The organism is Lentzea sp. NPDC092896 (assembly GCF_044754905.1).
GTDB lineage: Bacteria > Actinomycetota > Actinomycetes > Mycobacteriales > Pseudonocardiaceae > Lentzea.
In genome coordinates, this window is sequence record NZ_JBIVPX010000003.1 from 881,034 (window position 1) to 900,867 (window position 19,834).

22 protein-coding genes are annotated in these 19,834 nt (G+C 68.0%); 12 read left to right on the top strand and 10 right to left on the bottom strand.

Annotated elements, in window-relative coordinates; translation table 11 throughout:
* Entirely contained in the window at nt 1–564 is a 564-nt protein-coding gene (locus ACIQF0_RS20105) for a SigE family RNA polymerase sigma factor (RefSeq protein ID WP_093595593.1), read from the bottom strand.
* Nucleotides 565–604: 40 nt separating this feature from the next.
* On the opposite strand from ACIQF0_RS20105, the gene ACIQF0_RS20110 reads away from it, so the two are divergent.
* Complete coding sequence (locus ACIQF0_RS20110; protein ID WP_319976570.1) at nt 605–889, top strand: YciI family protein; 285 nt, start codon at nt 605–607, stop codon at nt 887–889.
* Here the strand turns inward: ACIQF0_RS20110 and ACIQF0_RS20115 are convergent.
* Nucleotides 879–1,730, bottom strand: coding sequence for an SDR family oxidoreductase (locus ACIQF0_RS20115; RefSeq protein WP_401031227.1), 852 nt, complete (start codon nt 1,728–1,730; stop codon nt 879–881). The two genes, ACIQF0_RS20110 and ACIQF0_RS20115, sit on opposite strands and share 11 nt — an antisense overlap.
* A 45-nt stretch (nt 1,731–1,775) precedes the next feature.
* Nucleotides 1,776–2,702, bottom strand: coding sequence for an aldo/keto reductase (locus ACIQF0_RS20120; RefSeq protein ID WP_401031229.1), 927 nt, complete (start codon nt 2,700–2,702; stop codon nt 1,776–1,778).
* Between the two features lie 38 nt (nt 2,703–2,740).
* On the opposite strand from ACIQF0_RS20120, the gene ACIQF0_RS20125 reads away from it, so the two are divergent.
* On the top strand, nt 2,741–3,514 hold the full coding sequence (locus ACIQF0_RS20125; protein ID WP_401031230.1) for a TIGR03620 family F420-dependent LLM class oxidoreductase: 774 nt from the start codon (nt 2,741–2,743) through the stop codon (nt 3,512–3,514).
* On the opposite strand, the gene ACIQF0_RS20130 is transcribed toward ACIQF0_RS20125, so the two are convergent.
* Complete coding sequence (locus tag ACIQF0_RS20130; protein ID WP_360040782.1) at nt 3,504–3,788, bottom strand: DUF427 domain-containing protein; 285 nt, start codon at nt 3,786–3,788, stop codon at nt 3,504–3,506. The two genes, ACIQF0_RS20125 and ACIQF0_RS20130, sit on opposite strands and share 11 nt — an antisense overlap.
* 157 nt (nt 3,789–3,945) lie before the next feature.
* Here ACIQF0_RS20130 and fbaA point away from each other — a divergent pair, with 157 nt between their 5' ends.
* The gene (fbaA, locus tag ACIQF0_RS20135) at nt 3,946–4,980 is read left to right on the top strand and encodes a class II fructose-bisphosphate aldolase (protein WP_319976576.1); all 1,035 of its coding nucleotides are present in this window, start codon (nt 3,946–3,948) and stop codon (nt 4,978–4,980) included.
* 48 nt (nt 4,981–5,028) lie between these two features.
* Here the strand turns inward: fbaA and ACIQF0_RS20140 are convergent, their stop codons facing one another.
* Nucleotides 5,029–5,862 carry an SDR family oxidoreductase gene (locus ACIQF0_RS20140; RefSeq protein WP_401031232.1) on the bottom strand — a complete coding sequence of 278 codons (834 nt, stop codon included), beginning with the start codon at nt 5,860–5,862 and terminating at the stop codon, nt 5,029–5,031.
* A gap of 85 nt (nt 5,863–5,947) precedes the next feature.
* Between ACIQF0_RS20140 and ACIQF0_RS20145 the strand changes: the two genes are divergently transcribed.
* Nucleotides 5,948–6,319 carry a winged helix-turn-helix transcriptional regulator gene (locus ACIQF0_RS20145; RefSeq protein WP_401031233.1) on the top strand — a complete coding sequence of 124 codons (372 nt, stop codon included), beginning with the start codon at nt 5,948–5,950 and terminating at the stop codon, nt 6,317–6,319.
* Here the strand turns inward: ACIQF0_RS20145 and ACIQF0_RS20150 are convergent.
* Nucleotides 6,299–7,414 (bottom strand): hypothetical protein, encoded by a 1,116-nt coding sequence (locus tag ACIQF0_RS20150; protein ID WP_401031235.1) that lies wholly within the window; start codon nt 7,412–7,414, stop codon nt 6,299–6,301. The two genes, ACIQF0_RS20145 and ACIQF0_RS20150, sit on opposite strands and share 21 nt — an antisense overlap.
* A 146-nt stretch (nt 7,415–7,560) precedes the next feature.
* Here ACIQF0_RS20150 and ACIQF0_RS20155 point away from each other — a divergent pair, with 146 nt between their 5' ends.
* The 3 genes from ACIQF0_RS20155 (at nt 7,561) to ACIQF0_RS20165 (ending at nt 9,692) form a co-directional block, all read left to right on the top strand.
* A complete protein-coding gene (locus ACIQF0_RS20155; protein ID WP_281251333.1) occupies nt 7,561–7,683 on the top strand; it encodes a hypothetical protein in 123 nt (40 codons plus the stop codon).
* Nucleotides 7,684–7,715: 32 nt separating this feature from the next.
* Entirely contained in the window at nt 7,716–8,126 is a 411-nt protein-coding gene (locus ACIQF0_RS20160; protein ID WP_401031237.1) for a DUF3151 domain-containing protein, read from the top strand.
* 462 nt (nt 8,127–8,588) lie between these two features.
* Nucleotides 8,589–9,692: an aromatic acid exporter family protein gene (locus ACIQF0_RS20165; RefSeq protein WP_401031239.1), complete on the top strand. Its 1,104-nt coding sequence runs from the start codon at nt 8,589–8,591 to the stop codon at nt 9,690–9,692.
* A 159-nt stretch (nt 9,693–9,851) separates the two neighbouring features.
* Here ACIQF0_RS20165 and ACIQF0_RS20170 read toward each other — a convergent pair whose 3' ends face one another.
* Both ACIQF0_RS20170 and ACIQF0_RS20175 read right to left on the bottom strand, forming a co-directional pair.
* The gene (locus ACIQF0_RS20170; RefSeq protein WP_401031240.1) at nt 9,852–10,481 is read right to left on the bottom strand and encodes an HNH endonuclease family protein; all 630 of its coding nucleotides are present in this window, start codon (nt 10,479–10,481) and stop codon (nt 9,852–9,854) included.
* Between the two features lie 105 nt (nt 10,482–10,586).
* Complete coding sequence (locus ACIQF0_RS20175) at nt 10,587–11,195, bottom strand: hypothetical protein (RefSeq protein WP_401031242.1); 609 nt, start codon at nt 11,193–11,195, stop codon at nt 10,587–10,589.
* A 110-nt stretch (nt 11,196–11,305) separates the two neighbouring features.
* On the opposite strand from ACIQF0_RS20175, the gene ACIQF0_RS20180 reads away from it, so the two are divergent.
* Entirely contained in the window at nt 11,306–12,595 is a 1,290-nt protein-coding gene (locus ACIQF0_RS20180) for an adenylosuccinate synthase (RefSeq protein ID WP_093595627.1), read from the top strand.
* Here ACIQF0_RS20180 and ACIQF0_RS20185 read toward each other — a convergent pair.
* Nucleotides 12,588–14,972 carry a M48 family metalloprotease gene (locus ACIQF0_RS20185; protein ID WP_401031244.1) on the bottom strand — a complete coding sequence of 795 codons (2,385 nt, stop codon included), beginning with the start codon at nt 14,970–14,972 and terminating at the stop codon, nt 12,588–12,590. The genes ACIQF0_RS20180 and ACIQF0_RS20185 overlap by 8 nt on opposite strands.
* A 145-nt stretch (nt 14,973–15,117) precedes the next feature.
* On the opposite strand from ACIQF0_RS20185, the gene ACIQF0_RS20190 reads away from it, so the two are divergent.
* From ACIQF0_RS20190 to ACIQF0_RS20205, 4 genes are read left to right on the top strand one after another with little or no spacing between them, the layout of a single operon-like run.
* On the top strand, nt 15,118–15,927 hold the full coding sequence (locus ACIQF0_RS20190; RefSeq protein WP_401031246.1) for an ABC transporter permease: 810 nt from the start codon (nt 15,118–15,120) through the stop codon (nt 15,925–15,927).
* On the top strand, nt 15,912–16,613 hold the full coding sequence (locus tag ACIQF0_RS20195; RefSeq protein WP_093595636.1) for an ABC transporter ATP-binding protein: 702 nt from the start codon (nt 15,912–15,914) through the stop codon (nt 16,611–16,613). The genes ACIQF0_RS20190 and ACIQF0_RS20195 overlap by 16 nt, the downstream gene beginning before the upstream one ends.
* Entirely contained in the window at nt 16,606–17,571 is a 966-nt protein-coding gene (locus tag ACIQF0_RS20200; protein ID WP_401031495.1) for an ABC transporter substrate-binding protein, read from the top strand. Before ACIQF0_RS20195 ends, ACIQF0_RS20200 begins: the two co-directional genes overlap by 8 nt.
* Complete coding sequence (locus ACIQF0_RS20205; protein ID WP_401031248.1) at nt 17,568–18,698, top strand: LLM class flavin-dependent oxidoreductase; 1,131 nt, start codon at nt 17,568–17,570, stop codon at nt 18,696–18,698. Before ACIQF0_RS20200 ends, ACIQF0_RS20205 begins: the two co-directional genes overlap by 4 nt.
* Here the strand turns inward: ACIQF0_RS20205 and ACIQF0_RS20210 are convergent.
* Nucleotides 18,688–19,770, bottom strand: coding sequence for a glycerophosphodiester phosphodiesterase (locus tag ACIQF0_RS20210; RefSeq protein ID WP_401031250.1), 1,083 nt, complete (start codon nt 19,768–19,770; stop codon nt 18,688–18,690). The genes ACIQF0_RS20205 and ACIQF0_RS20210 overlap by 11 nt on opposite strands.
* Nucleotides 19,771–19,834 lie beyond the last annotated feature (64 nt).

The following is a 19,834-nucleotide window of genomic DNA, read 5'->3' on the forward strand; positions in this document are numbered from 1 at the left end:
CTACCCGGCCATGATCTTCTGCAGGGCGTCGAGCGCACGGGACGCCGTCGACTTCACGGTGCCCTTCGAGATGCCCGTGGCCTCGGCGATCTCCGCCTCGGACAGGTCGCCGTAGTAGCGCAGCACGAGCACCTCGCGCTGGCGCGGTGGCAGCTGCTGCAACGCCTTGACCACGGCCTGGTGCTCCGCGGTCAGCATCGCCAGCGACTCGGCCGAACGTGCGTTCGCCACGTGCGGCGGGATGTAGTCGCGGGCCGTCTTGCGCCGGCGCAGCACGCTGCGGGAGCCGTTGACCACGGCCGTGCGGAGGTAGCCGACGGCCGCCTGGGCGTCCCGGAGGCCCTTCCAGTTGCGGTGCAGGCCGGCGAACGCCTCCTGGACCACGTCCTCGGCTGTGGACGGCTCGTCCACGAGCAGCAGCGCGAGCCTCACGAGGCGCATGCGGTGCTGCTTGTACAGGTCTTCGAGCGTGAGGGGCCCTGTGGGAGGTCCTGCGACGCCGTCCTTGATTCGCAGGTTGGTCAGGGTGTCCTGCACGGTGCGCGGGGTTTCTTCGCCAACCACAAGGTAGGACGGTACCGGTCAGCGTCGCTACGGTGGACGCATGGCCCGCTTTGCAGTCGAATTGGTGTTCGGTCCCGACAGCGAGAAGCGCCTCGCGGTGCGCCCGGCACACCGCGAGTACATCGCCTCTCTCGCCGAGAAGGGCGTGGTCCTCGCCGCAGGTCCGTACGCGGACGACACCGGCGCGTTGATCATCTACGAGGCGGCGGACGAGGCCTCGCTGAAGGAGATCCTCTCCGCCGATCCCTACACGCCGGCGAACGTCATCACGAAGTGGGAGATCCGCGTCTGGAACGCCCTGCTCGGCTCCTGGCTCACCGACTAGCGGCCTGACCGCCCGGCCCGACCAGTCCCGAGGTGTCCGACTTCGCCATCTCGAGGTCGGCCGCCGCCACCTCCTCGACCGCCTGGCGGTCCACGACCATCGGCGTGAACGCGCGGAAGTACTTCAGAGCGCCGACCCAGCCGGGGACGTGGACCGCCTTCGCCCGCTTCTCGATGCCCCTGACCACGGCCCTGCCGACGTTGCGGACGGGGTACTTCTTGCCGGCCACGCCGGGCATGCCCTTGCGCAGCTTGCCGAAGACCGGGTGCTCGTCGGCGCTGTTGACCATGTCCGTGGAGATCCACGAGAAGTACGCGGTGCCGACGTCGACGCCCAGGTGCCTCACCTCGGCGCGGAGGCTGTCCGCAAACGCTTCGCAGCCCGCCTTGGCCGCCGAGTAGGCCGCGTTGCCGGGGATGTGGACGATCGCCGCGAGCGACGACACGACCAGGCAGTAACCGCGGCTCTTGATCAGGTGCGGCAGCGCCGTGCGGACCGTGCGCCACACCCCGAGCAGGTTGACCTCGATGACCCGTTCGAACGCCTTCGGGTCCATCGAGCGCACGAACCCCGTGGCCGCGATGCCCGCGTTCGCCACCACGACGTCGATGCCGCCGAAGTGGGCCGCGACCTCGTTCATCACGCGGTCGAGCACGTCCCAGTCCGTGACATCGGCTTCCCACGCCTTGCCGCCGGTCTGCCGCGCGACCTCTTCTAGCTGGGCCTTCTCCAGCCCTACGAGCGCGAGACGAGCCCCGCGCGCGGCCAGTTGCCTCGCCACCTCGGCGCCGATGCCCCTGGCCGCGCCGGTGATCAGTACCACCTTGCCCGTGACGTCCATGCTCGTCACGGTAACGCAACCTACTCCCGGTAAGCTACTGGCAAGTTAAATTGCGCTGAGGCGATCCACCTCGGCCTGAGTGAGCTCCAGGGTCAGCGCCGGGAGCAGGTCGCTGAGCTGCTCCAACGTCCGGGCGGACGCGATCGGCGCGGCCACCGTCGGCTGCTGGGCGAGCCACGCGAGGGCAACCGCGGCGACCGAGGTCTCGTGCGTCTCGGCCAGCTCGTCGAGCACCTCGAGGACCTGCAGACCGTGCTCGTCGAGGAACTTCGAGGCCGCGCCGGCCCGTGCGCTCTGAACCTCGACGCCCGGCCGGTACTTGCCGCTCAGGAAGCCCTTGGCGAGCGACGAGTAGGTCAGGGTGGCGAGGCCGAGCCTCGCCACGGTGTCCTGGAGCTCGCCCTCGAACTTGGCGCGGCTGACCAGGCTGTACTCGGGCTGCAGCGCCACGAACTTCGCGAAGCCCTCGCGTTCCTGGATCTCCAGCGCCTGTGCCAGTCGTCCGGCGGAGAAGTTGGACGCGGCGACGTACCGGACCTTGCCGTCGCGGACGAGCTGGTCGTAGGCGGCCAGCGTCTCCTCGAGCGGCGTGTTCGGGTCGTCGACGTGGTTGTAGTAGAGGTCGATGTGGTCGACGCCGAGCCGCTTCAGCGAGCGTTCGGCGGCCGTCAGCACCGTGTCGCGCTTCTGATTGTTGAAACCGGCGAGCATGCCGACCTTCGTGGCCACCACGATCTGGTCGCGGTCGCCCCGTCCGGCCAGCCACCTGCCGATGATCGTCTCCGACTCGCCGCCGGAGAGGCCCTCGCCCCAGGCCGAGTACACGTCGGCGGTGTCGATGAAGTTCCCGCCCGCCCCGGTGTAGGCGTCGAGCACTGCGAACGACTGGTCCTCGTCAGCGGTCCAGCCGAACACGTTGCCGCCCAGGCAGAGGCGGGACACGTTCAGGTCAGTGGTGCTCAAGATCGGCATACTGCGAAAGGTAGTACGCCGCGACGATTGGGGTTCGCATGCTGGGAACGTTCGGGGTCTGGGGCTCGCACCACGAGTGGGCCGGGAGGATCGGCGAGATCGAGGCGCTCGGCTACGGGGCGTTCTGGATCGGCGGCTCACCGGAGATCGGTGTGGTCGGCGAGGCGCTGGACACCACGGAGTCGATCACCATCGCGACCGGCATCGTCAACGTGTGGCAGTCCGAGCCTGAGGCGGTCGCGGCCGAGGTCAACAGGCTCGCGAGCGACAGGTTCCTGCTCGGCGTCGGCGTGGGTCACCCGCAGCTCGACCAGGCCTACGAGAAGCCCTACGACAAGCTCGTGTCCTACCTCGACCGGCTCGACGTGCCCGCCGACCGGCTGGTGCTCGCAGCCCTCGGCCCGAAGGTCCTCAGGCTCGCCGCCGAGCGGACCGCGGGCGCCCACCCGTACCTCGTGCCGGTCGAGCACACCGCCGAGGCTCGCAAGGTGCTCGGCGACAAGCTCCTCGCGCCCGAGGTGACCGTCGTCGTCGACGAGGACGCGGAGGTGGCGCGTGCCATCGCGCGCGAGAAGCTCTCGTTCTACTTCTCGCTCACCAACTACACGAACAACTGGCAGCGCTACGGGTTCACCGCGGAGGACGTGAAGGGGTCGGATCGCCTCGTGGACGCGTTGGTCGCGCACGGCAGCCCGGACCAGGTGGCCGCGAAGCTGCGTGCGCACATCGATGCCGGCGCCGACCACGTGGCCGTCCAGTCGCTGAACGGCCACTACGCGGAACTGGCCGACGCCCTCGGGCTCAGGCGCTGATCTCGACGCCCTTCCAGAACGCCACGTGGCCCTTGATCTGCTTCGCCGCGTCCTTCGGCTCGGCGTAGTACCAGGCCGCGTTGGTGTTCTCGGCGCCGTCCACCTGCAACGAGTAGTAGTTCGCGTCGCCCTTCCACGGGCAGTGCGAGGTGTGGTCGGTCGGCTTCAACACGGCCGGATCGACCGACTCCAGCGGGAAGTAGTGGTTGCCTTCGACCACGACGGTGTCGTCGCTCGAAGCGATGATCTTGCCGTTCCACTGAGCAGTTGCCATGTCATCCACTATCCCCCTACCGGCGGGTAGCGCAGACCGGCTGGTCAACTGGTACTTGATCGATCACTCTGTGAGGGCGGCCACCGAGTTGGCCCCGTGACTCGGCCTCGTAGGATGCGAGCTGACACCCGTTCAGGGCGCCTGAGGAGGACCACCGATGCCCATCGCAACTCCCGAGGTCTACGCGGAGATGCTGGACCGGGCCAAGGCGAACGAGTTCGCCTACCCCGCCATCAACGTCACGTCGTCGGAGACGCTCAACGCGGCTCTGCGCGGCTTCGCCGAGGCTGAGAGCGACGGCATCATCCAGGTCTCGACCGGCGGTGCCGAGTTCGCCTCGGGCACCAAGGTCAAGGACATGGTGACCGGCGCCGTGGCGCTCGCGGAGTTCGCGCACGTCGTCGCGGCCAAGTACCCCGTGAACATCGCGCTGCACACCGACCACTGCCCGAAGGACAAGCTCGACGGGTACGTGCGTCCGCTGATCGCGATCAGCCAGGAGCGCGTCGACAAGGGCGGCAACCCGCTCTTCCAGTCGCACATGTGGGACGGCTCGGCCGTCGCGCTGGACGAGAACCTCCAGATCGCGAGCGAGCTGCTCGACCTGTCCGCCAAGGCGAAGATCGTCCTCGAGATCGAGGTCGGTGTCGTCGGTGGCGAGGAGGACGGCGTCGACAACGAGATCAACGACAAGCTCTACACGACCGCCGAGGACTACCTGAAGACCCTCGAGGCGCTGGGCGCCGGCGAGAAGGGTCGCTACCTGCTCGCCGCGACCTTCGGCAACGTGCACGGCGTCTACAAGCCGGGCAACGTGAAGCTGCGTCCGGAGATCCTCAAGCAGGGCCAGGACGTGGTGGCGGAGAAGCTGGGTCTCCCGGCCGGCTCCAAGCCGTTCGACCTCGTCTTCCACGGCGGCTCCGGCTCGCTGCTCGAGGAGATCCACGAGGCCGTGTCGTACGGCGTCATCAAGATGAACATCGACACGGACACGCAGTACGCGTTCACCCGTCCGATCGCGGCGCACATGTTCGCGAACTACGACGGTGTGCTGAAGATCGACGGCGAGGTCGGCAACAAGAAGGTCTACGACCCGCGCAGCTACCTCAAGGCCGCCGAGACGGCCATGGGCGCGCGCATCGCGCAGGCCTGTGAGCACCTCAAGTCGTCGGGCCGCATGATCGCGGGCTGACACCTGGCGTGACGAGGGCCCCGGCTGCGTGCCGGGGCCCTTTTGCTTTCAGCGGAAGGCTTCCACGTTGCGTTCGGCCCAGGCAGCGAACGTGTGTGGTGCGCGGCCGAGGACTTCCTGCACGTCCGGGCTGACGCGCTGCTCGTGCTCGGTCGGCGCGCCGAGGATGTCCAGGGTGTCGTCGGCGAGTTCGCCCGGCATGAGGTTCTCCATGCCCGCCTTGGCCTCGGCACGGGTGAGCTCGTGGAACCGCACCGGTTCGCCGAGTGCTCGTGCGATGGCCTCGGTCTGCTGCCGTGGCGTGATCACCTCCGGGCCGGTCAGCTCGTAGATCTTGCTGCTGTGCCGGTCGTCGGTCAGGCAGGCGGCCGCGACCTCGGCGATGTCCGTCGGATCGAGGATCGGTACGCCGGTGTCGCCGAACGGTGCCGCGACGGTTCGCTGGGTTTTGACGGACTCGGCCCACCACAGCGCGTTGGACGCGAAGCCGCCCGGCCTGATGATCGACCAGTCCAGGCCGGAGGTCCGCAGTGAGTCCTCCAGTTCCAGCATCGCGATCCGCGTCGTGCCGAACGGCCTGGTCACCACACCCAGCGTGGAGAGCAGGACGATTCGGCGAACCCCGCTGTCCGCGGCCTGGGCGATGACGTCGGCCGGGTTGGCGCCGACGGCGTGCAGATCGCCGGACAGCAGCAGGAACAACGCCTTGGCGCCGTCCAGCGGGAGGGTCTTCGGGGCGGCCAGATCGGCCACGACGTGCTTGACGCCGTCCGGGACGTCCGCCACGTGCCGCGACACGGCCGTCACCTGCTCGCCGGCCTTCGCCAGCGCCGTCGTCAGAGGCCTGCCGATGTTGCCGGTAGCGCCGGTCACCACGATCATTTTGAAGCTCCTTCGTCGTTGTGGTGACGACGCTAGGAACCGGGCTTACGTTTCGTAAGGACGTACCTCTGGGTAAGCTCCGGACATGGCGGTCGGAACTCAGTTCACGCGGTCCGGGTCGAAGGAGCGGTATGAGGTGTTTCACACCGACTGCCCCGCGCGCGAGATGGTCGACCACGTGACGAGTCGGTGGGGAATCTGGGTGCTGATCTCCCTGCAGACCAACGACCTCAGGTTCTTCGAGCTGCGCGAGAGCATCCGCGGCATCAGCGAGAAGATGCTCTCCCAGACCCTGCGCGGGCTCGTCGAGGACGGCCTGATCTGGCGGAAGGTAGAGCCGACGACCCCGCCCCAGGTCACCTACGGGTTGACCGAGTTCGGGCGGGACGTCGGCGAGCCTCTCGCGGAGCTGTTCGGCCGGATCACCAGCCGGTTGTCAGCCCAGCTTGAGGCGTGACGCGATCAGTTGCGTCTCCGGTCGATGGATCACCATGTCCCCGACCGTCCACAGCACCGCCAGCAGCACGGCCGTGACCGCCGCCGACGAGAACGAGATCGGCGGCCCCCACAGGTACTCCTGCTGGAACCAGATGCCGACGTAGCCGACCGTCGTGACGGCCGCCGACCCGAGCACGGCCGCGGCCGGCGTGGGCATCTTGACCGCGTGCGCCGCGTCGATCGCGAGCCCGACCAGGATCAGGAACAGCGGCACGGCGGACTTCGGGAAGTCGATCCCGGCGAGCAACGGCCAGATCAGGCACCGGTACGCGACGTACCCGCCGGCGACCACTGTGGCCGCCCAGGGCCTGTCGATCGTGCGCCGGGCGATGACCAGCACGATCGCCGCCGCGACGAGCCCCCACACCGGGTAGACCCAGTCCGCGATGGGCAGCGCGAAGTGCACGACCGCCTCGCGTCCGACCGGCACGCCCAGCTGGTCCGCGGCGAACTGGAGGAGAATGGGTTCGGCCTCGGCCTTACCGCTGTCCCAGGCCTGCAACGCGCGCACGCCGTACTCCTGGTGCTGGTTGGGGAACCAGACGTTCTCCAGGAAGAAGAACCACAGGGCCGTCAGGCCGAGGGTCCTCGCGTTGCCCGCGGGGTAGTACTTCATCCACCCGCGGATCGCGCCGGCCAGCATCACGGCCGTGCCCAGGTAGAGCAGCGCGTGTGAGCCGCTCCAGCTCGTGATGTCGAGCCCGTTGACGCGGTGGTTGATGATGTCGATCGGCAGGGCGATGAGGAAGATCCCGCTGCCGACCTGCATCAACCGGATGGTCAGCTTGTCGCCGCCGTACCCGGTGAACGTGTGGAACAACGTCAGCGCGACCACGATGACCGTGCCGACCGTGTTGATCAGGTGTGGCGGCGCGAGGTCGTCGCGCAACCACTTGAAGTGCCACGAGACGTCCCACGACGACCCGATCAACTTGAGCAGGAGACCGACGAGCCACAGCTGGTAGAGCTGCTTCGTGAGCGCTTGTGGTGTCTCCCGGCCGGGCGCGCCCCGCTCCCAGTACTGGTCCCGGAACTGCCTTACCCCCTGAATCATCCGAACATCATGAGCGCAGCTCGGGTGTCCAGGTAGGGCGAACGGCCCTGGTTTTACCCTGATGTTTCCAATTCGTGTGCACGATGGAGTGAACGGGCGTGCGCGAAGTTGAAGTTCGGTGGGGTGGATCGGCAAGGTGCACGGGCATGAGCTCTGACGGGTATGACGACAGGTACAAGGCGACCACGAAGCAGCGGATCATCGCCGGGGTGCTCGTCACCGTGCTGATGTTGGCCGTTGTGGCCGCCGTCATGAGGATGTTCATCTAGTACGGACTGGGGCATGCGGCACGATGGGACGCATGGTTGAGAACCTCCTCGGGCCCGAGCCGACTCGTCTTCCCGAACGCCCTGAGGCGCAGGCCGCCGCTGATGGCGGCACCGACCCCGCCAAGATCGTCCGGGCCTACCCGGACTTCTCCGAGGCGTGGGCGCTGCTGGCCGAGCGCGCTCTGCACTCCGGGGACCCCGTTGCCGCTTACGCCTACGCCCGGACTGGGTACCACCGTGGGCTTGACCAGCTGCGGCGGTCTGGGTGGAAGGGGTTTGGGCCTGTGCCGTGGAACCACCGGCCTAACCAGGGTTTCCTTCGGGCGCTCGCGGCGCTGGCTCTTGCCGCTCGCGAGATCGGGGAGGACGAGGAGTGGGATCGGTGCTCGAAGTTCCTCGCTGACTCGGATCCTGAGGCTCCGGCCGCGCTGGGTCTGGCCTGACGCTCGGTCCGTAGCGTTCCCTGGCTTGCTTGCGGCGAACTCACCTTGCGTGCGTTCCCTGGGGGCTCTGCCCCCAGACCCCCGGCAATCTGATCGGGGGGTCCGCGCCATACGCGGGTAGATGGCACGCCTGTTGCTTTGGGCGGCTGCCTGTTGCTTAGAAGGTTGCGTTGGCGGTGGGGTCCCGTCACGAGCCGCACCAAGAGCGGGCCACATGCAGGTAGGGGTGTCAAGCGGGCGAAAAGCGTGCCCGCTTGACACCCCTACCTGCATGCAGCAAGAGCTGTGGTGCGACTCGTGACGGGACCCCACCGCCCAGCCCGTTCGGTAAGGACGGCTCGCCTTCGGCTTCGCGGGCGATGAGACTGGCGGCTGGCATCGGTGTACTAGCGGGTCGGGTGAGTTGTGGGCGCGGTCAGGGATGCGGTCGGGCGTGGGTTCTCGCGGTGGCGCGGGGCCGCGTTGCCGATCGTCCAAAGTGCTCTGTCCGCTGGGCTTGCCTGGGTTGTGGCGACCCTTGTCATCGGGCATCAGCACCCGTTCTTCGCGCCGATCGCCGCTGTCGTTTGTCTTGGGGTTTCGCTGGGGCAGCGGTTGCGGCGGGTCGGTGAGCTCGTTGTCGGTGTTTCTGTTGGTGTTGGGGTTGGCGACGCGCTGATCAGTTGGATCGGTAGTGGGCCCTGGCAGATCGCGCTCGTGGTTGCGTTGGCGATGTCGGCCGCCGTGTTGTTGGACGGTGGGTCCGTTATCGCGTTGCAGGCTGGTAGTAGCGCTGTTCTGGTGGCCACGTTGTTGCCGCCCAGTGCTGGTGGTGGGTTCGACCGGATGATCGACGCGTTGACCGGTGGGCTGGTCGGGCTGGCTGTTGCGGCGCTCATTCCGGCCAATCCCGTCACGGTGGCGCAGCGGCAGTTGAAGGCGCTCACCAACACGTTGAGCTTGGCGTTGCGGACTCTTGCTGAGGCCTTGGAGGAGAAGGACTCGGTCAAGGCTGCTGGGGTGCTCGCCGAGTTGCGGACCAGTCAGACGACCATTGACGACTACAAAGCCGCGTTGCAGACCGGGAGTGAGATTGCTCGGATCGCGCCCATTCGGTGGCGGTCCAAGGACGAGCTCAAGCGGTATCAGGTTGCGGCTGGGCCGGTGGACTACGCGATTCGGAACACGCGTGTGTTGGCTCGGCGGACCATGGCTGCGTTGAAGGCCGATGAACCCATTCCGGACGGGGTGCCGGATGTGTTGAAGGACTACGCGGACGCTGTGGACTGCTTGAAGGGCGAGTTGGAGAAGGGGGCCGAGCCCAAGAAGACTCGGGAGGCCGTGCGGGACGCCGCGCGGCATCTCACCGCGCGGCGTCTCGGTGGGGACGGGTTCTCGTCCAAGGTCGTGCTGGCGCAGATCCGGAGTGTCGCGGTGGACCTGCTGCAGGCGACCGGGCTGAACCGGAGTGAGGCGATGGAGGCGTTGCCGCCCCTCAGCCCTCCGGCCGGTTCAGCAGGGCCAGCAGAAGTGAGTGCACCTGTTCGTGATCGCGAGGATCAGCCAGGACGCACGAAGCACCCGTGATCGCGTACCACTCTTCCGCGCCCTCGTAGCGGACCAGCGCGCGGAACTTTCCGTCGTCGGAGAGTTCTGTGCTCAGTTCCAGATCGCCTGTCACGACGCCGACCTCGTCGGTCATCACGCCGCCAGGGCCCGCCACGAATAGCGCGGAGAGTGTCGCCATCAGCAGGTGCTCAGCATGCTCGTCAACGCCGCCTTCTCAGCCGAATCGGTCTTCAGGTTGTACCGGTACTTGGTGTGTACCCACATTTTGGCGTAAGTGCAGTAGTAGGACGTCAGCGGCGGCTTCCAGGTGCCGGGGTCCTGGTCGCCCTTGGACTGGTTGACGTTGTCGGTCACCGCGATGAGCTGCGGGCCGGACATGTCGTTCGCGAACGCCTGGCGCTGCGGCGTGGTCCAGGAGTTCGCTCCTGACCTCCAGGCCTGCGCCAGCGGCACGATGTGGTCGATGTCCACGTCGGAGGCCGCGGTCCACGTCGCGCCGTCGTACGGCGAGAACCAGCGGCCCGACGTGGCGGCGCACGACGAGTCCGTCACCACGTTCGTGCCGTCGCGCTTCAGCACGGCCTCACGGGTGTTGCAGCTGCCCGACTGGGTGATCCAGTGCGGGAACAGGTCACGTGAATAGCCCGTCATCGAGCCCTCGGTCGCGACCGTCAGTCCGGCCAATTCGGACTTCGCTGTGGCAGCACTGGGGATGTTCGGCGGTGTCGCGAGTGCAGGGGAAACAAAACCAATGGTGAGAGCCGCGGTGGCAACTAAAACACCAATGGTTCGGTTAACTTTTGACATCGTCCCGACCTTCCTCGTTGGAAAGTGATCGGGACCTACCCTCAGTCACATTATGAAATTAGGCAATGCCTTCGAGTGACACTCAAGTGAATGACAGCCGGACGGCTAGAGGCCTCGCACGAGCCTCAAGTCCTCGGTGTGGCGGTACCAGGTCCACTTGTCGACCGGGCGCGGGTGCTTGTGGCCGTCCAGGACCGCGGTCGTGGGCAGGCAGCCGAGCTGGAACGCGCGCGGGCGGCTGACTCGGACCTTGGAGCCGAAGAGGCGCTTGTTGACGATCCGGATCTGCAGGCCGAGGCCGCCCTCCGGGTCCGGGGTGCACTCGATCCGGCTGGCCTGACCGCGCAGCACGTTGTCCGCGTCGCTGTAACCAACGCCACGAACCGGGGACAACACGCCGAGACCCATCAGCACTCCGCCGACGTCGTCGCGGACGAGTGGAACGGGATCTACGTCACCGTTCAGGGCGACGTCCAGGGCACGGGCGGGATCGGTCGAAAGCCCCCAAAGCGCGGCAACGGACGAATCGGCGACCGGCACGTAGCCCAGTGCCACCGAAACGAGCTTTTCCTTGCGCAGCAACCTCAACGCCACCGCCGCGAGGTCGGCGTCGGTGCCCACGACGACGAGCCGATCGGCGTCCAGATGCTGATCAACGTGGTCCTTGCCGGGGCGGGCGGGGACCACCCGCACGTCGTCACGTTGAGCGATCATTGGCGACTGCGTGTTTCCGCAGGCCAACACGATTCCGCGCACGGTCATCTCCTGGTCTACCCTCACGTACCGGCATTCGCTTGAACCAGTCCAAGTGCTTGGAGTTTCACATGCCGGCCGTCGTGCTGATCGGTGCCCAGTGGGGCGATGAGGGCAAGGGCAAGGCCACCGACATCCTCGGTGAGCGTGTCCAGTGGATCGTTCGCTACCAGGGCGGCAACAACGCGGGTCACACCGTCGTCCTCCCGGACGGTCAGAAGTTCGCCCTGCACCTCATCCCGTCCGGCATCCTCACGCCCGGCGTGAAGAACGTGATCGGCAACGGTGTCGTGGTCGACCCCGGCGTGCTGCTCACGGAGCTCGCGGGCCTGGAGGAGAAGGGCGTCGACACCAGCGGACTGCTGATCTCGTCGGACGCGCACTTGATCATGCCGTACCACGTGGCCATCGACAAGGTCACCGAGCGCTACCTGGGCAAGGCCAAGATCGGCACGACCGGTCGTGGCATCGGTCCCGCCTACCAGGACAAGCTCGCCCGCGTCGGCGTGCGCGTGCAGGACCTGCTGGACGAGAAGATCCTCCGGCAGAAGGTCGAGGCCGCCCTGGACTTCAAGAACCAGGTGCTGGTCAAGGTCTACAACCGCAAGGCGCTCGACCCCGAGCAGGTCGTCGACCAGGTGCTCGAGCACGGTCAGCACTTCGTGCACCGCATCGCGGACACCCGCCTGCTGCTCAACCAGGCGCTCGACCGCGACGAGATCGTGGTGCTGGAGGGCTCGCAGGGCACCCTCCTCGACGTCGACCACGGCACCTACCCGTTCGTCACGTCGTCGAACCCGACCTCGGGTGGCGCGACCGTCGGTTCCGGTGTCGGCCCGACCCGCATCAGCACCGTGATCGGCATCCTGAAGGCGTACACGACCCGCGTCGGCTCCGGTCCTTTCCCGACGGAGCTCAACGACGACATGGGCGAGTACCTGCGCAAGCAGGGCGGCGAGTTCGGTGTCACCACCGGACGCTCGCGCCGCACCGGCTGGTTCGACGCCGTGATCGCCCGCTACGCCTCCCGCGTCAACGGCATCACCGACTACTTCCTCACCAAGCTCGACGTGCTGTCGGGCCTCGAGAAGGTGCCGGTCTGCGTCGCGTACGAAGTGGACGGTCGCCGCACCGACGAGATGCCGATGACGCAGACCGACGTGCACCACGCCGTCCCGGTCTACGAAGAGCTGCCGGGCTGGTTCGAGGACATCTCGTCGTGCCGCACGTTCGACGAGCTGCCGGCGAACGCCAAGGCCTACGTCGAGTACCTGGAGAGCATCATCGGCGCCCGTGTCTCGGCGATCGGCGTCGGTCCCGGCCGCGACCAGACGATCGTGCGCCACGACGTGCTCAGCTGACAGCTCGCTTCTGGGCCTCGATCAGCGCGTTCTGCGTGTTCTCCAGCTGGTCGAGGCCCTTCAGGAACTCGCTCGACATCGAGCCGTCGTCCTTGCCCGCGTCCCGGAAGACGACGAGGCACGAGCGCGTGCCGTTCTCCATCGCCCGCAGCCCTTCCGTCCACGTCGTGGCGATCCTCGGGTCCGGCGGCAGTGGGAACGGTTCGCGCAGCACGGGTCCGAGCTGTTCGCACCCGGCGGCGATCGCCGCCGGGTCTGCGGCCCGCACCCCCGCGAACACCTTGTCCTGGGCCCGCACCACGGCCATCATCCGGTCCCAGCCGCCACCGAAGATCCAGGTGTTCACGGCCTGGTCGGTGTTGATCTCCGTCGCGGCGGGCGGTGGCGGTTCGATGACGGCCGCGGTCGCGTCCGCGACCGGGCGCCACACCGCCAGCGCGACACCTGCGACCGCGATTCCGACCGCCCAGAAGGGCGCTGAACGGGTCTGGGCGCGCTGGAGGCCGTAACCACCCGCGACGAGTGCCGCGACCGTCCCCAGAACCGGCAGGACCTGATGCGGCTGCCTCGCGAGGACGCTGTCGACCTGCGTGCCGTTCAGGTGCGTCAGCCAGATCGCCGTCGTCCCGCCCATCCCGATCAGCCACGCCGTGAGCAACGCGCCCACCCGGTCCACCCGTGCCGCCGCCACGACGACCAGTTGTACGACCACGACGGCGACGACCTGCCAGGCCGTGGCCTCGAGCGGCGCTCCGGCGGAGCCCAGCAGCACCACCGCCGCGGCGGCGAGCACGCCACCGAGCACGCCCGCCAGCGCGGCGAAGCGGGGGAACTCGCGGCGCAGCACCAGCGGCACCAGCCACAGCAATGCGAGCGAGATCGCCGAGGGCACCCGGTTGAAGTTCAGCACGTACGGAAGGACCACGGCCTTCGCCACGGAGGCGTCGACCAGGTCCAGAACCGGCACGATGTTGTTGCGCCACAACGCCTCCGCCGCCCGGATCTCGTTGAACCAGCCCAGCAGCGTGAACGTGATCACGGCGGTGGAGAGCCCGAGGAACCAGCCGTGCCAGCGGGTGCGCACGAGCGTGGCGCAGTGTCCGGCCCAGATCGTCACGAGCGTCGCGGTGCCGGCCAGAGCTGTCGAGGCGATGACGCCGTGCGGAGTGATCGGCAGGAGGTTCAGCACGTCCAGCCGGTCACCGACCACCAGGCCGAGTCCCACGGCCAGTCCCGGCAACGCGAACGTGCCGCGCCGGGGACCGAAAGCGGCCCCGCGCCAGGCGATCAGGCCGATGAGCCCTGCGACCACGACGGCCCAGACGATCCGCATGACCAGGAACGACTCGTTGCCCGCGCGGTACCAGGTCAGCTCGCGCAACCCGGCTGCCGCGTGCCACCAGGCGATCTGCACGGCGACCGCGCTGCCGAGCGTCTCCCAGAAACCCGGTCGCAGCAACGACTTCGGGTCGCGCATGACGGCCTCGCGACTGGCGGGCGCCGGGTGGTGGCCGAGCCAGCGGCGGAACCGGCCGGACGTCGGCAGCAGCCGGTACGGTGCCGGGTCGCCCGTCCACCGCACCACCAGCGCGTCCGCGTGCTTCTCGCGGGCCCTCAGCACGGCGACGCGCGCGGCGAACACGAGCAGCACCAGCAGGACCAGGCCCCCGATCTGGGCGTACGACACGTAGCCGACCGGCATCGGCCGGAACAGCGTGATCACGTACGGCGTCAGGATCGCGACGACGAAGGCACGCCAGATCGCAAGCGTCGCGTAGGTGATCGAGACGTCGTTGCGGACGTGCGCGAGTTCGTGCAGCACGATCGCGCGGAACGACTCGGGTTCGATGCGCCGCAACGCCATCATGCCGACGTTGAGTGCGACGTACTTGCGGCGGCGGGTGCCGAACGCGACACCGCCCGCACGGACCTTCGCCCGGTCGAGCAGGAACGTCGGTGCTGTCGTGAGCCCTGCCTCCGCGACCAGTTCGGCGAGCGGCGCGTCCAGTTCCTCCGGAACGGGAACCAGGTTCCGCCGGTACCGCAACCACGCCGGGCGCAGCGCGTAGATCAGCAACGCCACCGCGAAGAGCAGCACCAGCCCGCCGGCGAGCCACACGGCACGGGTGCCGAGGAACGTCGCCATGCACGCCCGATAACCGTCCCATTTGGACTCGTCGGGATCCACGGCGAGAGTCGACGTGAGGTAGAGACCCGACCGCACCTGGCACCGGGCGTTGTCGAGCGAAGTGGCGCGCCCCCACACCGACGCGTACTGACCGAAGACGAACAACGTGGTCGCGACCGCCAGCAGCACCAATGACGCGAACCGCAGCGTGGTACCCGAAGGCACCCTGGGTCTGTCCCCCTCTTCCATGCCTGCATGTTGATCGTCTTGGGCCGCGCTGTCACTAAGCCGTTGGCGGGAAATATGTCCGTGCGGGGAACATCTCCATGTCCGACGCATTTTCACGATTTGGGCGTCGTTGACTCATCCCGTGGGCTCGCCTGTACTTCGGCCCATGACCTTGTCCATAGCGGGAGTGGCCGCGCGGCCGAAAACCGCGACGCCTTCGCAGGCGCGGAAGTTCAAGCTGCCGCTGCGCTGGATCAGCCCGGTCGCGCTGGTCCTGCTGTGGCAACTGGCCAGCTCAACGGGTGTGCTGTCGCCCGACAAACTCGCTTCTCCGCTCACCGTCGCCCAATCCGCCGGTGAGCTCATCGCGGACGGCCAATTGGGCGAAGCGTTCGCGGTGTCGATCGGACGCGTTTTCTTCGGATTTCTGATAGGCGGCTTTGCCGGCGTTGTTCTGGGACTCGCCTCCGGCCTTTCCCGCTGGGGCGAGACATTGCTGGACCCGCCGGTGCAGATGTTGCGGACGCTGCCGCACCTCGGCCTGATCCCGCTGTTCATCCTCTGGTTCGGCATCGGCGAGGAGCCCAAGCTCGCGCTGGTCGCCGCCGGGGTGGCGTTCCCGCTGTACCTCAACCTGCACGCCGGGATCCGGCAGACCGACCCCGGCCTGGTCGAGGCCGCGCGCGTGCTCGGCTACAGCCGGGTCGAACGGATCGTGCACGTCGTGCTGCCGTCCGCCGTGCCGCAAACCCTGGTGGGACTGCGGATCGCGTTCGGCACCGCCTGGCTGTCGCTGATCGTCGCCGAGCAGATCAACGCGGACGCCGGCCTCGGCTTCCTGATCAACAACGCCCGTGAGTTCCTCCGCACCGACGTCGTGGTCGTCGGCCTCGTGGTCTACGCGCTGCTCGGCCTGACGACGGACGCCCTGGTGCGAGTGCTCGAAAGGAGGATCCTGCGATGGCAAGCGCGGTGAGTGTGCGCGGGTTGCGCAAGGCTTTCGGTCCGCGGACCGTGCTGGACGGCATCGACCTGGAGGTCCAGCCGGGCGAGTTCGTGGCGCTGCTCGGCCGCAGCGGCTGCGGCAAGTCGACGTTGCTGCGCATCCTCGCCGGCCTGGACCGCGAGGTCGAAGGCCAGGCCGAGGTCCCCGGCACGGTGTCGATCGCCTTCCAGCAGCCGCGTCTGCTGCCGTGGCGCAAGGTCTGGCGGAACATCTCGCTCGGCCTGCACAAGCCGGACGGCCGCGCGGTCGCGTTGAAGGCGCTGGAGGAAGTGCGGCTGACCGACCACGCCGACGCGTGGCCGCTGACGTTGTCCGGCGGTGAGGCGCAACGGGTCTCGCTCGCGCGGGCGTTGGTGCGCGAACCGGATGTGCTGCTGCTCGACGAACCGTTCGGCGCGCTGGACGCGTTGACCCGGCTCGCCATGCACCACCTGGTGGAAGACCTGTGGACCAGGCACAAGCCCGCCGTGCTGCTCGTGACGCACGACGTCGACGAGGCGTTGCTGCTGGCCGACCGCATCCTCGTGCTCGACGAGGGCCGGATCGTCGCCACGCACCACGTCGACCTGCCCCGCCCGCGCCGCCGGGCATCCGTTGTGGAGCAACGCACCCGCGTGCTCGCCGATCTGGGAGTGGACGTTGAAGAAGCTGCCTGACAGAAAGCTGCTCGCCCTTCTCGCCGCGATCCTCTTCGCCACCGGGTGCTCGACGGCCACGCAGTCCCAGGACACCCCGGCCGGCGACGTCGTGCTCAAGGTCGGTGACCAGAAGGGCGGCGCCAAGTCGGTGCTGACCGCGGCCGGTCTGCTGAACGACTTCCCGTACAAGATCGAGTGGTCGACGTTCACCTCCGGCCCGCCCCTGCTCGAAGCCGCTTCGGCCGGCGCGATCGACGTCGGCGCGGTCGGCAACACACCGCCGATCTTCGCCGCCGCCGCGAACGCCAAGATCGCCGCCGTCGGCGTGTCGAAGGGCCAGGTCGAGGCGGACGCGATCCTCGTCCCGGAGAACTCGCCGTTGAAGTCGGTCGGTGAGTTGAAGGGCAAGAACATCGCCGTGGCCAAGGGAAGTTCCGCGCACGGCCAGATCCTGCTGACGTTGCGTTCGGCCGGTCTCACGACCAAGGACGTCACGCTGAACTTCCTGCAGCCCGCCGACGCGTACGGCGCGTTCACGCAGGGCAAGGTCGACGCGTGGGCGATCTGGGACCCCTACACCGCGCAGGCGCAGCAGGAGGCCAAGGCGCGCGTGCTGACCACCGGTGAGGGCAGGTCGAACGGCTACGGCTTCAACGTCGCCGGCAAGAAGGCCTTGGACGACAAGGGGAAGAACCCGGCGCTCAAGGAGTACCTGATCCGGTACTACAAGGCGCAGAAGTGGGCCGACACGCACCGCGAGGAGTGGGCGAAGGCGTGGGCGGCCGAGACAGGCCTCAAGTACGAGGTGGCGCTCGCCGCGGTGCAGCGCAACGGCGACCAGGTCGTGAAGCTGGACGACACGGTCATCAAGTCCGAGCAGGAACTCGCGGACGCGTTCACCGAGGACAAGACCCTGCCGGGCAAGGTCGACTTCGCGAAGTTCGTCGACACGAGGTTCCAGGGAGATCTCACATGAGCATCACGCTGCACTGGTTCCTGCCGACCTCCGGTGACGGCCGCACGGTCGTGGAGCACTTCCACGCCAACCGCGCGCCGGCCGCGGGTGCGCGCCGTGATCCGGACATCGACTACCTGGCGCAGATCGCGCGCACGGCCGAGCAGGTCGGGTTCACCGGCGTGCTCACGCCGACCGGAACGTGGTGCGAGGACGCCTGGCTGACCACGGCCGCGTTGATCGCGCAGACCAAGACGCTGAAGTTCCTGGTGGCGTTCCGGCCCGGCGTGCTGTCACCGACGCTGGCCGCGCAGATGGCCTCGACGTACCAGCGGATCTCGCGCGGGCGGTTGCTGCTGAACGTGGTGACCGGCGGCGATTCCGTTGAGCAGCAACGGTTCGGCGACTGGCTCGGCAAGGACCAGCGCTACGAGCGCACCGACGAGTTCCTCCAGGTCGTGCGCGGGATCTGGACCGGCAAGCCCTACACGTTCCAGGGCAAGCACTACCAGGTGCAGGACGCCACGCTGCTGGCCGCGCCGGACCCCGTTCCGCCGATCTACTTCGGCGGCTCGTCCGACGCCGCCCTGCCGGTCGCGGCCGCCCGCGCCGACGTCTACCTGACCTGGGGCGAACCGCCCGCCGACGTGGCGGAGAAGATCGCACGGGTGCGGGCGCTGACCGATCGCCCGATCCGGTTCGGCATCCGGCTGCACACGATCAGCCGGGACACCTCGGCGGAAGCGTGGGCGTCCGCCGCGAAGCTGCTCGACGCGCTGGACCCGGCCGTGGTCGCGAAGGCGCAGGAACAGCTGGGCGCGTCGGAATCCGTTGGCCAGCAACGGATGCTCGCCCTGCACGGCGGAGACCTGAGCCGTGGCGTGCGCGGGCTGGAGATCTACCCGAACCTGTGGGCCGGTGTCGGACTCGTGCGTGGTGGCGCGGGAACGGCGCTGGTGGGGTCGCACTCCGAGGTCGCGGATCTGGTGGAGGAGTACCACTCCATCGGGATCGACGAGTTCGTGCTGTCCGGGTACCCGCACCTCGAAGAGGCCTACTGGTTCGGCGAGGGCGTGCGGCCCCTGCTCGAGCAGCGCGGGCTGCTCGACGGGGACCGCACGCTCGCACTGGCAAGCGCTAGCGCTTGACCTTGGCCTCCACGGCCGTATCGGGGTTGTCCGCGAACACGCCGTCGATGCCCTGCTTGAAGAACAGGTCGTACTCCTCGAAGGCCCGGCCGTACGCGGCCGGGTCGGTCGAGGACCGGAAGTCCGCCGGAAGGAACGAGTTCTCGTTGCGGAACGTCCAGGAGTGCACGATCAGACCCGCCTTGTGGGCGTCCTTCACGACCGTGGTCGGCGCCTTGAGGAACCCGTTGGCGTCCCGCGGGATGATCAGGTCCTTGGTGAGGCCGACGCCGTCCGCGTAGCTCCGCACCTCCCGCAGACCGGCCGGGGTGACCAGGTCGGCGTAGGTGCGCTTGTCACCGGCCGCGATGAAGTCGTACGGCGCGCCGGAACCGTTGACCAGCTGCACGATCGGCACGCGCAGCGACCTGTTGAGCTCCTTGAGGTTCGCGACCTCGAACGACTGCACGTAGACCTTGGCGCTGCCGCGGTTCAGACCGTTGCGGTTCAGCACGTCGACGAGCTTCGGCTCCAGTGCGAGACCGATCGACTTGAAGTACGTCGGGTGCTTGGTCTCCGGGTAGATGCCGATCTCGCGGTGCAGCTCGCGGGACAGGCGCTTGGACAGGTCGACGACCTCCTGCAGCGTCGGGATCTCGAACCGGCCGTCGTAGAGGGTGTTGCGCGGGCGGATCGCCGGGATGCGTTCCTCGGCGCGCAACGTCTTCAGCTCGGCGAGCGTGAAGTCCTCGGTGAACCAGCCGGTGATCGCGACACCGTCGATGGTCTTGGTCTTCCTGCGGTCGGCGAACTCCGGCTTCGAGTCGACGTTCGTGGTGCCGCCGATCTCGTTCTCGTGCCGCGTGACCAGCTTGCCGTCCTTGGTCGGCACCAGGTCGGGCTCGATGAAGTCGGCGCCCATCCGTGCCGCGAGCTCGTACGCCGCGAGCGTGTGCTCCGGCCGGTACGCCGACGCGCCGCGGTGCCCGATGACGATCGGCCCCTTGTCGTCGTGTGCGGAGGCGGAGGGCAGGGACGCCACCACCGCACCCGCGAACACGAGGACTACGGCGGCAAGACCTCTCCGATACATCGTTCGACCTCCCGTTTTGTGTTGAGAGCGGAACCCAAGCATCGCAACACGAAAAGCAGGTGAA

What these genes read in the sequence shown, in the direction of transcription:
- ACIQF0_RS20110 (WP_319976570.1), top strand. Translation starts at nt 605, where the DNA reads ATGGCCCGCTTTGCAGTCGAATTGGTGTTCGGTCCCGACAGCGAGAAG.
- ACIQF0_RS20115 (WP_401031227.1), bottom strand. Translation starts at nt 1,730, where the DNA reads ATGGACGTCACGGGCAAGGTGGTACTGATCACCGGCGCGGCCAGGGGC.
- ACIQF0_RS20120 (WP_401031229.1), bottom strand. Translation starts at nt 2,702, where the DNA reads ATGCCGATCTTGAGCACCACTGACCTGAACGTGTCCCGCCTCTGCCTG.
- ACIQF0_RS20125 (WP_401031230.1), top strand. Translation starts at nt 2,741, where the DNA reads ATGCTGGGAACGTTCGGGGTCTGGGGCTCGCACCACGAGTGGGCCGGG.
- ACIQF0_RS20130 (WP_360040782.1), bottom strand. Translation starts at nt 3,788, where the DNA reads ATGGCAACTGCTCAGTGGAACGGCAAGATCATCGCTTCGAGCGACGAC.
- fbaA (WP_319976576.1), top strand. Translation starts at nt 3,946, where the DNA reads ATGCCCATCGCAACTCCCGAGGTCTACGCGGAGATGCTGGACCGGGCC.
- ACIQF0_RS20140 (WP_401031232.1), bottom strand. Translation starts at nt 5,862, where the DNA reads ATGATCGTGGTGACCGGCGCTACCGGCAACATCGGCAGGCCTCTGACG.
- ACIQF0_RS20145 (WP_401031233.1), top strand. Translation starts at nt 5,948, where the DNA reads ATGGCGGTCGGAACTCAGTTCACGCGGTCCGGGTCGAAGGAGCGGTAT.
- ACIQF0_RS20150 (WP_401031235.1), bottom strand. Translation starts at nt 7,414, where the DNA reads ATGATTCAGGGGGTAAGGCAGTTCCGGGACCAGTACTGGGAGCGGGGC.
- ACIQF0_RS20155 (WP_281251333.1), top strand. Translation starts at nt 7,561, where the DNA reads ATGAGCTCTGACGGGTATGACGACAGGTACAAGGCGACCACGAAGCAG.
- ACIQF0_RS20160 (WP_401031237.1), top strand. Translation starts at nt 7,716, where the DNA reads ATGGTTGAGAACCTCCTCGGGCCCGAGCCGACTCGTCTTCCCGAACGC.
- ACIQF0_RS20170 (WP_401031240.1), bottom strand. Translation starts at nt 10,481, where the DNA reads ATGTCAAAAGTTAACCGAACCATTGGTGTTTTAGTTGCCACCGCGGCT.
- ACIQF0_RS20175 (WP_401031242.1), bottom strand. Translation starts at nt 11,195, where the DNA reads ATGATCGCTCAACGTGACGACGTGCGGGTGGTCCCCGCCCGCCCCGGC.
- ACIQF0_RS20180 (WP_093595627.1), top strand. Translation starts at nt 11,306, where the DNA reads ATGCCGGCCGTCGTGCTGATCGGTGCCCAGTGGGGCGATGAGGGCAAG.
- ACIQF0_RS20185 (WP_401031244.1), bottom strand. Translation starts at nt 14,972, where the DNA reads ATGGAAGAGGGGGACAGACCCAGGGTGCCTTCGGGTACCACGCTGCGG.
- ACIQF0_RS20190 (WP_401031246.1), top strand. Translation starts at nt 15,118, where the DNA reads ATGACCTTGTCCATAGCGGGAGTGGCCGCGCGGCCGAAAACCGCGACG.
- ACIQF0_RS20195 (WP_093595636.1), top strand. Translation starts at nt 15,912, where the DNA reads ATGGCAAGCGCGGTGAGTGTGCGCGGGTTGCGCAAGGCTTTCGGTCCG.
- ACIQF0_RS20205 (WP_401031248.1), top strand. Translation starts at nt 17,568, where the DNA reads ATGAGCATCACGCTGCACTGGTTCCTGCCGACCTCCGGTGACGGCCGC.
- ACIQF0_RS20210 (WP_401031250.1), bottom strand. Translation starts at nt 19,770, where the DNA reads ATGTATCGGAGAGGTCTTGCCGCCGTAGTCCTCGTGTTCGCGGGTGCG.